Origin of the sequence: Paucisalibacillus algeriensis (assembly GCF_000577245.1) — a bacterium.
Taxonomy (GTDB): Bacteria; Bacillota; Bacilli; order Bacillales; family Amphibacillaceae; genus Ornithinibacillus.
The window spans coordinates 339596-351495 of sequence record NZ_CBYO010000011.1; the positions used below are offsets into that span (position 1 = coordinate 339596).

The 11900-nt window shown below is 34.1% G+C and carries 10 protein-coding genes; 5 read left to right on the plus strand and 5 right to left on the minus strand.

The window, feature by feature from the left end; translation table 11 throughout:
- Positions 1-34: 34 nt before the first annotated feature.
- The gene (locus tag TY11_RS08940) at positions 35-916 is read right to left on the minus strand and encodes a VanW family protein (protein ID WP_042145193.1); all 882 of its coding nucleotides are present in this window, start codon (positions 914-916) and stop codon (positions 35-37) included.
- Between the two features lie 290 nt (positions 917-1206).
- Positions 1207-2418, minus strand: coding sequence for an NAD(P)/FAD-dependent oxidoreductase (locus TY11_RS08945; RefSeq protein ID WP_081755880.1), 1212 nt, complete (start codon positions 2416-2418; stop codon positions 1207-1209).
- Positions 2419-2580: 162 nt separating this feature from the next.
- Between TY11_RS08945 and TY11_RS08950 the strand changes: the two genes are divergently transcribed.
- Positions 2581-3024: a DUF2663 family protein gene (locus tag TY11_RS08950; protein WP_042145196.1), complete on the plus strand. Its 444-nt coding sequence runs from the start codon at positions 2581-2583 to the stop codon at positions 3022-3024.
- Positions 3025-3101: 77 nt separating this feature from the next.
- Here the strand turns inward: TY11_RS08950 and TY11_RS08955 are convergent, their stop codons facing one another.
- Positions 3102-4337 (minus strand): SpoIID/LytB domain-containing protein, encoded by a 1236-nt coding sequence (locus TY11_RS08955; RefSeq protein WP_231495799.1) that lies wholly within the window; start codon positions 4335-4337, stop codon positions 3102-3104.
- Between the two features lie 335 nt (positions 4338-4672).
- Here TY11_RS08955 and uraA point away from each other — a divergent pair, with 335 nt between their 5' ends.
- Complete coding sequence (gene uraA / locus TY11_RS08960) at positions 4673-5926, plus strand: uracil permease (RefSeq protein ID WP_042145200.1); 1254 nt, start codon at positions 4673-4675, stop codon at positions 5924-5926.
- Between the two features lie 46 nt (positions 5927-5972).
- Here uraA and TY11_RS08965 read toward each other — a convergent pair whose 3' ends face one another.
- On the minus strand, positions 5973-8141 hold the full coding sequence (locus tag TY11_RS08965) for a type IA DNA topoisomerase (RefSeq protein WP_042145203.1): 2169 nt from the start codon (positions 8139-8141) through the stop codon (positions 5973-5975).
- A gap of 207 nt (positions 8142-8348) precedes the next feature.
- Here TY11_RS08965 and TY11_RS08970 point away from each other — a divergent pair, with 207 nt between their 5' ends.
- The gene (locus tag TY11_RS08970; RefSeq protein ID WP_042145206.1) at positions 8349-8825 is read left to right on the plus strand and encodes an SRPBCC family protein; all 477 of its coding nucleotides are present in this window, start codon (positions 8349-8351) and stop codon (positions 8823-8825) included.
- 17 nt (positions 8826-8842) lie between these two features.
- Here TY11_RS08970 and dacB read toward each other — a convergent pair whose 3' ends face one another.
- Positions 8843-10240: a D-alanyl-D-alanine carboxypeptidase/D-alanyl-D-alanine endopeptidase gene (gene dacB / locus TY11_RS08975; protein WP_042145209.1), complete on the minus strand. Its 1398-nt coding sequence runs from the start codon at positions 10238-10240 to the stop codon at positions 8843-8845.
- 223 nt (positions 10241-10463) lie between these two features.
- Between dacB and TY11_RS19840 the strand changes: the two genes are divergently transcribed.
- Positions 10464-11726, plus strand: a complete 1263-nt coding sequence (locus TY11_RS19840; RefSeq protein WP_052345786.1) for a helix-turn-helix transcriptional regulator — start codon at positions 10464-10466, stop codon at positions 11724-11726.
- Between the two features lie 15 nt (positions 11727-11741).
- The gene (locus tag TY11_RS20405) at positions 11742-11882 is read left to right on the plus strand and encodes a hypothetical protein (protein WP_155982685.1); all 141 of its coding nucleotides are present in this window, start codon (positions 11742-11744) and stop codon (positions 11880-11882) included.
- The last annotated feature ends 18 nt before the right edge of the window (positions 11883-11900 follow it).

Genomic DNA, 11900 nt, shown 5'->3' on the forward strand with positions numbered 1-11900 from the left:
CTAATAAATAGTAAAGGGACGGTTCCTCCTCAGTCTAGGAGGAACCGTCCCTTTTTCTATTAGCTGTTGCAAAATCTGACGTAAATATTCGAACTACCATTTGTCCGTCTTTTGCTTTTGCACGAATTAAAATGGGGTGACTATACTCATTTTTGAAAATAAAGTCCGGTCCCCACCAACTCACTGTAGCATCTTTTCCTGGTGGAACATATGGTACTGCACGACTGTGAGAATACCTTTCAACAATCTTAATTCCTTTTAAAGAAACGGCATTAAACAAAGTTGATGATACCTGGCATATACCTCCGCCTATGTCTTCAGATAATTCTCCTTTGACAATTACAGGAGCTCGCTTATATCCTTTTTCTACTGTACGTTTCCCGACTACTTCGTTAAAGGAAAATGTTTCTCCAGGAAAAACTACATGATTATTGATTGCCTTTGCAGCCAATTGAATATTATGGGAACGTTCCCGATTACTTGCACGGAAGTAGGTAAGATAGTTACCGATTTCGTTGGAGCTAATATCAGATAATAATTCAGTATCAACTCTTGGATAAACAACCTTTTTAGGTACCTTCATTTCGAACGAAACATCACTATAAAAAAATTCATAAAAAAAACGTATAAAATTATGGCGGTCTAACGATTGCCCTACTTCTTCTGGAACAATGGTCCAGGAATCATCTAAAGTAGCATTAACTGGCTCTTGATATACTTGGTCTTCTAGTCGTTCCATTAATAATGACAATTTTTCATGGTCAAGAAAGATAGAATCTATGTGTCGATAAGTAAAATCATTTCGCATGAGTGTTTCGTTAACGTCACCATCCGATATAATTAACTTGTTTTCTGCGGCCAATTCAATAGAGGATGCAAATACAAACAAAAACATTAGTAATATAATCTTTTTCATTAATGGTCAACACCTCCTGAATTTAGTATTAGAAGAAACCAATAATTCATGCGTAACAAAACCCACCTTACTATAATTAGCAAGGTGGGAGTCACTATCTAAAATCTCGCTTATCTTCTAATGAACGACAAGTAACCATATAGCCAACGATAGCCGCCATCCCAATTAAAAACCATTTCCATATTTTTTTCATGAAACCACCTCATTTTATTAAAAAACTTAGATTGACAGTTCAATTTTAATCCATTGCCCTAAGTCGAATCCAAGCAAAAATAATGTTATAATCATTGTTAAAATGGACGAACCTTACCTTTTTTCAATAAGAGTATTGGACCACCTAGTAAAAATAAGTAGCGATCATCGACAATTTTTTTCATAGCTGCCGCTGACTTACCATATAACTTTTTATCACCTAAAATAGCTCCCATTCCATCTGTGACTCCTAGACTTGCTACAGTTCCTTTATCGCTAAAGACAAATTCTTCTAAAGGTTCATTATGAATAAGAGCCCTTATATTATTCCCACAAGTTGTTGCATGTTGCATCGCAGCTTGTGCAGTTGGTGGGTATGGACGGTTCTCTTGCTTATTCATTACCCATGCACAGTCACCAAGTATAAAGATATTGTCGTAACCAGGTGCTCTCAGGTCACCATGAACCATTACCTTTCCTTTTGTCAGTTCGAAACCTGATGTACCTAATATCGAATTACCAGTAACACCGCCTGTCCAAACAATAGTTCCTGCCTTGATTAATTCATTGTTTTCTCCTACAATAAACCCTTCTTGTGTACACTCATTTATGCGTGTGTCTTCCATGATATGGGCACCACGTTCTTGTAATGATTTTTTGGCATATGTTACTAAATCTTTGTCAAAGTTAGGTAGTATACTAGGTGCTGCCTCGACATTTATAACTTTCACTTTTCCTCTATCAATATCATATTTTTTACATAGTTTAGGAACTTTTTCTACAAGTTCACCAATAAATTCAATTCCTGTAAAGCCACCGCCACCAACCAGAATGTTCAGACTGGATTCGTCAGCATCTGGATCATTATTGTATTTCGCAAATTGATATTCTATATGTTCACGAATTAAACGACAAGAATCGAAATCCTCGATAAAGAATGCATGTTCATTCATTCCTTTTATTCCAAATGTGTTGGTTTCATACCCTAAGCACACAACTAAGTAATCGTATGTCAATTCGCTATTTTCCAATATAACTCGGCTGTCATCTTTATCAATTTTAACTACCGTGTCATAGATTAGACGTACCCGATTCGGATTAATGATATCCCGAATCATTATTCGAACTTGATTTTGATTAATTGTACCAGCTGCTAATTCATGGAGCCATGTTGTTTGATAATGATAATTATGCTTATTGACTAATACTATTTCTGCTTCTTCTGGAGAGAGATTTTTCATTAGTTTCTTTGTTGTCATCATGCCTGCATAGCCTGCACCTAATACAACAATCCGAGGCTTTGTATTCAAAGATCATTCACCCTTTTCACTATTATTGCGATATAACTCTTTAATGTAAACAGTATAGTATTATGCATATTTGTTGATTGTATCCGATACTAAGTACATTTATAAAAGAATGATTAAATACTACCGGACTAGCATAAATATGATATATAGGGGGGATTAGTAATGCCATTAAAAACCGTGGAAAATCTTTCTTCTGAAACAATACACCAATTAAAAGAAGTCATTAAGAAAAGTAATAAGAAGAAACGATTTGAGAGATTACGTAATAACTTTCTTATAGCAGCCTTACTGCTTTTACTCGTTTTATTTTCGATTCTTTATGTTGTAGACTTACGTTATGTTTCTGACCCATTTACAACATTTGCAAATATCATATTGAATCCTTATTATTTGTTTAATATTGGCTTAATATCACTTGCTTTTGTCTATTATAATTTTTTTCAAAAGAAGCTAAAAAAAGAGAAAGATAAACTAAATAACGTACGAAAAGAAGTAATTGATCACCTTAATGATTCCAAAAACATGAACTTACAGGACAAGGTAGATGCTATCAAAAAAGAAATGAAAGATGTTTATGATATTAATTTGTACGTTAAAAATAAATAACCATAGGCTCATGGGTTTTTAAGTCATAAAAAACAGAGGCTAAAATGCCTCTGTTTTCACCTGATTATGGGCTATTTCTATTTCAATTGCTTCAATGTATCGGATGATATATCCATTATTGTAGTACCTGGATAATAAAATGAAATTATTTCCTTGTAATTTTTTCCTTGCTCTCCCATGAAGTGCGCCCCCCATTGACTCATACCCACTCCATGTCCGAACCCTCTACCCTTCATCGTATATACACCACTTTCTAGCTGAAGGGAATCGATTAAATAACTTTTAAAAATGGTCCCACCAATCATTGGACGAATTCGATTGAGATTCACGTCTTTTAATTGAATTTGCTCAAACAAGACCAACCCATCTAAAATACGTCTCATAAATGTCATGCTTATCGAGCCACTAACACTTCTACCAGAGGCTAGTTGATCTCCTTTTAATTGAAATTCAGGTATGGTTAATATCTTGATATCACCTGGATAACCATTTCGATTTAACCAACTTTTTATTGTATTGGTAATATCTTTATCTTTTTCCTTCGTATCTTCCCACCAGTTTGGATTACTGAAATCAATACTTTCATAGTTAATTTGTGTCTCGTGCAACGAATATTCCCAAGGATGTGTTGGATCAAAAGGATCATCTTTAATAGGAAAATAATTTAAAGGTTGTCCTCCCCACACATTCGCATTATTTTCCGTTACACCACCATTACTCGCTGAATAAAATGTTTCAACTAATCGGTTATTATGCGTTATTACCTCGCCCTTTGTTTCTTCTACCGCCTTTGTTGTATTGACGTCCCACTCATACCCACCATAAACTTGATAGCTGATGGTGTCATCCATTACATGGTCCATTTTAGAAACAGCATATGTTCTAGCTGCTAAAGTTTGCGCTTTTAATGTTTCAAGTCCCCATGATGAAAAAACTTCAAAAGGAACAACACCCTTTAAATAATCTTCTAATGGTAATTGGTTTATTGGACGTATGGAATGATCCTCTTCGATAATGAATTCCATCGCACCTAAATATGGTCTGTCATTTATATATACTACATGGTTTATGTCATAGTCTCGTGGAACTAAAATTAATCCTCCGTTTATTTTTTGTTTCTTCTGTTCCTCATGTTTTAGATATAGCTCTCCTTTCTTTAGTGATAATGTATAGCTCACTCCTTCGAGTAAATGTAATGTTGGGTCTAAACTAAAATAGTCTCCTTCGATTCTAATGTCTAGTTCATTTGTGTTTCCGATATAGTTCCTGAGTTTAACAGTCACCATTTTGTCAGCATTTACTACCGTTGGCACAAGTAATATTCCTATCATGGTAAATATAAAAGTTATGTATCTCATGTGTATATTTTTTCTAAGGTTTGCTTTTATATACATCCTAAAAAAGCAGATTGACATAATTCTTTATTACGTGTAATATGTACTTAAGTTCATACGGTTACCTTTAATTCAGTCCTGTGAGACTGGCAAGGTGTGTAAGGCAGTACGGCTGTCTTATATATTCATAGAAATGGTCTATCCATTTCTATATCCTCATGCTTTATAGCACCTTGTCCTTTTTCGGGCAAGGTGTTTTTTTATTATCTCTTACCTGGTAACTGATGAACAATCTATTAAGGGAGAGAATTACTATGGCAAAATATGATGAAATACAAGTAGATCAACGTTTACCATTCTTACAAAGTTTACCATTAAGTTTCCAGCACTTATTTGCAATGTTCGGATCTACTGTTTTAGTTCCGATTATCTTTGGTGTAAACGCAGCAACTATTCTATTAATGAATGGTATCGGAACACTCTTGTACATTTTCATTACGAAAGGAAAAATTCCAGCTTATTTGGGTTCTAGCTTTGCTTTTATTGCACCTGTAACATTAGTTATCGATAAATTTGGTTATGGGTATGCTTTAGGCGGATTCTTAGCAGTCGGAATCATTCTAACACTCGTTGGGTTATTAGTGAAATTGGTAGGGACAAGATGGATTGATATTTTATTCCCTCCCGCTGCAATGGGGGCTATTGTTGCAGTTATTGGGTTAGAGTTAGTACCAGTTGCCGCTGGTCAAGCTGGATTAACTGGGGAAAGTATTAATGCGACCACTGTTACAGTGTCATTATTAACCCTTGGAATTACAATAATTGGTTGGGTTACTTTCCGAGGATTCTTTAAGATAATTCCAATCCTAATTGGGTTTGTTGGTGGATATATTATTGCTTATTTCTTTGGGTTAGTTGATCTTACCCCTGTAAAAGAAGCAGATTGGATTGCAATTCCGGAATTACACACCATGCAGTTTAGCTGGTCAGCTATCTTAATAATAATTCCAGCTGCATTAGTACTTATTCCAGAACATATTGGGCATCTTTTTGTAACATCCAATATCGTTAAAAAAGATTTAGCAAAAGATCCTGGTCTTGACCGTTCATTCATTGGTAACGGGATTTCAACAATCCTATCTAGTTTTGTTGGTTCAACTCCAAACACTACTTATGGTGAAAATATCGGAGTACTAGCTATTACAAGAGTGTACTCAACATGGATTATTGGTGGAGCAGCAGTACTATCTATCTTACTTTCATTTGTTGGAAAACTTGCAGCACTAATTAATTCCATTCCTGTTCCTGTACTTGGAGGAATCTCATTACTATTATTCGGTATCATTGCAGCAAGTGGTATTCGTATGTTAGTTGAAGCAAATGTGGATTATAATAAGTCACAGAACTTAATTCTTACATGTGTAATCCTAGTAATTGGTATCAGCGGAGCAAGCATCAGCATTGGTGAAGTAACACTTGCTGGTATGGGACTCGCTACAGTCGTAGGAATTTTACTAAGTGTTTTATTCAAGCTATTTGATATACTAAAACTATCAAATGAATCGTAATAGATTAAAAGGATGATATGGGAATTACCCTCATATCATCCTCTTTTTATTTGTTCTTATCTTCAAATTCCATATTCCAAGAATAGTAGTCATTTGCCGGATTCTTTTCATAGCTTAGATAAGCATTAAATTTCTTACCTTGTTTACTAGTTAATCCTTTTACATAAGCTCTTTTATTTTTTAATAGGCCTTTAACCATTGTCTTGGTTGGTTTTTTCTTTAATGATGATAAGTACTTATCATTTTTCCAAATAACAAACTTACAGCCTTTTTTCCAATTGCTACATCCAAACCCTTTCCTACCCTCCATAATATTCCCGTCACAGTTCGGACAGGTCCCTAATACTTCATTAGAAGATTTCGAAGAAGTACCTGTCACCTCATGGATGGTGATTTCCTTATCTCCTTTAATTGTTTCAACAGATTCAGTTGTAAAATTAAAAACAGTTTTTAGAAAAATACCTTTCTTTACAGAACCTTTTTGTATATCGGAAAGTATTTTTTCAAGGCGCCCTGTAAATTCAAGGTCAAAGAGTGATTTTACTGGAAAAGTTTCGACTAATCTCTTCCCTAATTCAGTACTAATAAGATTTTTACCGTTTGCGGTTATATATCCTACATCTTTCAGTTTCTTTATTGTTTCTGCCCTTGTTGCAGGTGTACCAATACTAAAACCGGTCAATATACTTCCCACTAATTCTTCATTATCCTCTTCTTTTACACCTTTACCACAAGTTTCCATTACTCTTAGCAATGTTTTCTCAGTATGAGGCTTAGGTGGTTGGGTAGCATGTGTAGAAACTTCAGTTTTTCCTACCGTAACTTTTTCATCCTGCTGGACAATTGGAAGTAATTTATCCTTTGAAGAAATCTTCTCAACCTTTTTCCAACCTTCAACTAACTGTACTTTTCCTTTCGATTCAAATATCCCTTGCAATTCAATGTGCAGAATTTTCGTATTGATTTTTGTTTCCTCATATTCCGCGATAGGCATAAATTGAGCAATAAAGCGATTTTTAATTGCTGTATAAACAATTTGTTCATCTGCAGTTAAACGGTTAGGCTTCATATAGGTTGGGATGATTGCACTATGGCTTTCAACTTTTGCATTGTTAAATACCCGCTTCGTTTTCATGAATTTGATTTCATCCTGATATGGCATACCCTCTGTAACGGTTTTTAATACTTTAGCTGTTTTACCAACTAAGCTTTCCTCTAAGGCTGTACTTGAAGTTCTTGGGTATGTGATAAATTTTTTCTCATAAAGGGATTGTGCAACTTTTAAAACTTTATCGGAAGTCCATCCCTTATACTTATTAGTAATAAAACCTTGCAAGTTTGATAGATTGAATAGAAACGGTGGAAATTCTTTTTTCTTTTCGACTTTCTTATTGAGAATAACTGCTTCTTTCTGTTGAATAAGCTCTTCAACCATGGCTAAGGTTTCTCTTTTCTTGAACTTTTCTTCTTTTCCCTCTACATATGTCCCTTCATAGGTTTCATTTTTACTAGTTACAAAGGTTGCGGTGAGCTTAAAAAAGTCTTCCGGAACAAAGTTTTCAATTTCTTTATCACGATCGTAAATAATCTTTAATGTTGGAAGAAGTACACGACCAATGTTTAGTGCCTTTCCCTTTCCTTTTTGATATTTCAATGTTGCAACAGAGGTTAAATTGATACCAATTACCCAGTCAGCCCATTGTCTACTAACTCCCGCATCTTGTAATGCGCGTAATTCCTCGTTTGGCTTTAATGAATCAAGTCCTCTTAGAACTTCATCTCTTGTCCATTCATTTAACAACAATCGGTAAACAGGTTTACTTGGCCTAGCTCGGTAAATAATACTGTCTCCAATCAACTGTCCTTCCCGATCATAGTCACATGCCGAGATGATTCCATCTATATCTGACCTCTTCATCAAACTATGTATGATTGTTAGTTGCTTCTTAGCACCTTGATCAGCCCATTGTCTATTTTTAGGATTACTCTTTACTTTATACTCAAACTTCTCTGGGATGAACGGAAAATTATCCATTTTCCATCTTGCCATTTTTGTATCATAGTCTTTCGCATCAAATAATTGTAATAAGTGTCCAAAAGCCCAGGTAATGACATACTGATTCCCTTCAAAATAACCATCCTTTTTACCTTTTATGCTAAGGGCATCTGCAATATTTTTTGCAACAGATGGCTTCTCTGCAATAATTAATTTCAAACTAGCACCTACTTTCAGTTTAGAAAAATTTGAGGGAGAGGAATTGCTTTAAAGGTTTAAAATAGAGGAAATGAAAAAGAGAGTGAATCTATTATACTATACTTTTAAACTTTTTATAAGGAATATCTAGCTATGGACTGAATCTAGCAATGCATTATTTCAATTTGTTATACTACACTTATACTATGAACATAGGTTGGTGAAATAATGTTAGCAAATATTAAAAAGGAATCAAATGAATATGTTGTTACATACGTGCGCCTCTTAGATCATCCTCTAAAAGATGTTTGGGAAATGATTACCTATAATGACAAGTTATCTTTATGGTTTAACGAGCTACATGTTGTAAAACTGGGTTTAGACGGTTATTTGAGATTCGACATGGGGGACGGAACCTATGAAAGAATGGATATCACAGATTTCGAGGAGAATGCTGTATTAGAATACACATGGGGTGAGGACCTCGTACGTTTTGAATTAACTGATTTAGGTACTAGTACTAAACTAGTATTAATTGAAAAAGTTTCAAAGCTTACGGATCACACTCCAAAGGATCTAGCTGGTTGGCATGTTTGCCTAGATGTAATAGCTGCCATTTTGGATAAAATTGAAGTTGAAAATCGGATTGATAATTGGAAATACTGGTTTGAAGAATATAGAGAGCAATTAAAATCCGTTAAATAATAGTAAAAGCAAAACAATCATGAAACGATTGTTTTGCTTTTTTCAGTAACAATGTATTCAACTAAGTTATCAATAATGCCTGGTCCATCTTCTTCATCTAGAAGATTATTCAGCATAATTGAGAAAATTAGCTCTTCTCCTTCCTTTGTTTTTAAATAGCCCGATAAAGTACTGACTCCCATAATGGTTCCAGTCTTAGCATTTACTTCTAGCCCATACATTCTATCGTTCAATGTACCTCCTACCATACGATCTTCATCACCAGCAACGGGGAGAGAACGATAAAAGCTATTAAACCACGGTTCCTTTTGAATTCGAAAAAGAAATTTCGATATTTCGTTTGGTGGAATTACCGTAACATGGGATATACCGGAACCATCCCGAATTATTAGGTTACTAGTATCAACCCCTAATTTTTCGAGGGTTTCTTCCATTATATTCAACCCACAATCCCAACTTCCCTCGCCTTTTACAACCTTCCCTAATTCTTTAACAATCATCTCTCCATGACCATTGTTACTCAACTTCATAAAAGGGACACTTAAATCAGATAATGAGATTGATTCACGCACATATAATAGATTTGCCTGCTTGGGTGTTACTCCCCTAATAACCTTGCCACTATTACTAATCCCTATCTTCTTTAAAGCGTTCTGGAATAATTCTAGTGCATAGTCAGTTGGTTCCCAAACTGCAACCCACTCTTTTAAACTTGCAGAATAAATTGGAAGGCGTCCCTCAACAACAACATCATTATTCCCATGTTGTCTAATAACCGTTATTTCCGCTTCATCTTCTTCACCATTGGATTCTGTAGTTACTGCTTTATTAATTATTTTTATGTAATTGGTCAACGGTGTTAAAGTGATGACTGGTTTATCTCCTACTTTATTCCCGGGAGAGATAGCTAGCATAATAGTGCCTGTATCATAATCTTCATTAGGAGAAACTGTTAATGCAGAAACCTGTGCACCATAATAATAATGCTCATCATTCCAATTTAAATCCTGTGATAATCGAACATCATCATACCATGTGTCATCACCAATTATATTCCCTTTAATCTCTTGGATTCCTTTTTCCTTTATTACTTGAGCAAGATTTTTGAAATCTTGTGGTAACAAGGTTGGATCTCCTTTACCTTTTATATAGAGATTTCCATTTAATGTATTATCCTTTATTTCACCATCAATCCATATTTCTGTTGAAAAAGTGTAGTTTTCCCCTAAAACCGCAAATCCAGAAGCACAGGAGAAAATTTTCATGTTTGACGCCGGATGAAGGCGGGTGTCGCCCATATGTTCATATAATAATTGGCCAGTTTCTCTAGAACGTATGCTTATTCCCGCAAGTGCTCCCTGAAGTTTTGGTTCTTTGTTCATGAATTCTTGAAAATTCCTCCATTTTTCATCCATATGATTTACTCCTTTTTATTGTATTTCAATCTAATCCATATAGTTATTCTTAATTGGTAAATATAGTTTCAGCCTCAAACTGGTGTTTCCAGGAAAAGTTTCCTCGTTTTCTACAAAAAAGGATAAAATTTTACTCATTTTCCAATTTTGTTGAATATTGTCACTATTATATAGTATTCTAACTAAATTTTGCTTATAATTAAACCCATAGAGGTGAGAAAATATGGGAATCGATTTAGGACAAGCAATTAAAATTAATCGTTTACGGGCTAATATGACGCAAGCAGATCTTGCGAATGGAATTATCTCCGTATCCTATCTATCAAAAATAGAAAATGGTACCGCTGAACCCCCAAACGAAGTTCTCGAACTACTAGGAGAGAAGCTAAAATTAAATTCAGACTATACTGGGGAAGAAATTACAGATCAATCAGTTATTCAGTGGTTTCAACATTTGTTACGCTATGAAATTGATGATTCGATTTTACTCTACAACAAAATCAAAAATAATATTTCAAATGTACTAGATAAACAAATGCTTTCGCTAATTGAGATTCATAAGTTGTATTACTATGTATTAATAAATGATTTAGTAGAGGCTGACAGCCTTATTGTTTCCTTACAAAAAAGCTCCAAGAAATTTACAGAAACTGAAAAATACTATTTCTTTAAATTTGTTGGTAACTATCATTATTCAAAACTGGCATATAGAAAAGCTCTTGAATACTATAAGGAAGCAGAAAAATATTGGAAATCTGATCTTTTTCACAAATCGGAAGAAATTGCTGATATATTTTATATGATTGCTTGTTCAGCAAGTAAAAGTAGACAAACACATCTATCATTACTATATTCCATAAGGGCTTTAGAATATTACCAATCTAATTATGATTTAATAAAGTCCGCAAATTGTCATATTTTACTAGGAATTTCGTACCGAAGAATTAATGATATTGAAAAGGCAAAAGAGAGTTATAACTATGCAATTAAAATAGCGAAGAAAATTGGTAATAACGAAATATTAATTTTATGTCATCAAAATTTGGGAAAAGTACTTTCTTCTATTGGGGATTCAGCAGAAGCAATTAATCAATATCTTATGAGTTATGAGTTGAGAAAAGACAGTTCTATCCACAGAAAGCTGACACCTATTTCAAGTTTAATGCAAGAATACTATTCCTATGGCGACATGGAAAACGCAAGAATATGGATGGAATTAGGAATTGACCTGTCTAATGGACTTAAACCGTCTGAATCTATTCATGTTTATGAATTTAAAGTTTATCAATACTTGATAAACGGCTTGAATACTTCATTTGAATCACTAATTACAGATCATATTATTCCTTTCTTTAATGAAAGACAATTACACTATGAAGAATCAAAGTATATTAAGCTCATTGCAAAATACTACTACGATAATAGAAAATATAAGCTAGCGGCAACTTACTATAAAAAGTTGGGTAATATTTATTTTTACTCTTGAAAGGAGGTGAACTAGATGAAGAGACTTTTAGTTTTAGCACTAATTTCTTTTGCTATCATATTCTCAAGTGTTTCAGCAAGTAGTTTATTTTCTTACCAAGGATATGATTTAGCAAACAATGAGGAACCATACCCTTGGCCAAAGACAAAAAAATAATCCTCTAAATTGTTAAAG

Excerpts from the sequence above, each read along its gene's own strand:
- TY11_RS08940 (WP_042145193.1), bottom strand. The coding sequence starts at position 916 with ATGAAAAAGATTATATTACTAATGTTTTTGTTTGTATTTGCATCCTCT.
- TY11_RS08950 (WP_042145196.1), top strand. The coding sequence starts at position 2,581 with ATGCCATTAAAAACCGTGGAAAATCTTTCTTCTGAAACAATACACCAA.
- uraA (WP_042145200.1), top strand. The coding sequence starts at position 4,673 with ATGGCAAAATATGATGAAATACAAGTAGATCAACGTTTACCATTCTTA.
- TY11_RS08970 (WP_042145206.1), top strand. The coding sequence starts at position 8,349 with ATGTTAGCAAATATTAAAAAGGAATCAAATGAATATGTTGTTACATAC.
- dacB (WP_042145209.1), bottom strand. The coding sequence starts at position 10,240 with ATGGATGAAAAATGGAGGAATTTTCAAGAATTCATGAACAAAGAACCA.
- TY11_RS19840 (WP_052345786.1), top strand. The coding sequence starts at position 10,464 with ATGGGAATCGATTTAGGACAAGCAATTAAAATTAATCGTTTACGGGCT.
- TY11_RS20405 (WP_155982685.1), top strand. The coding sequence starts at position 11,742 with ATGAAGAGACTTTTAGTTTTAGCACTAATTTCTTTTGCTATCATATTC.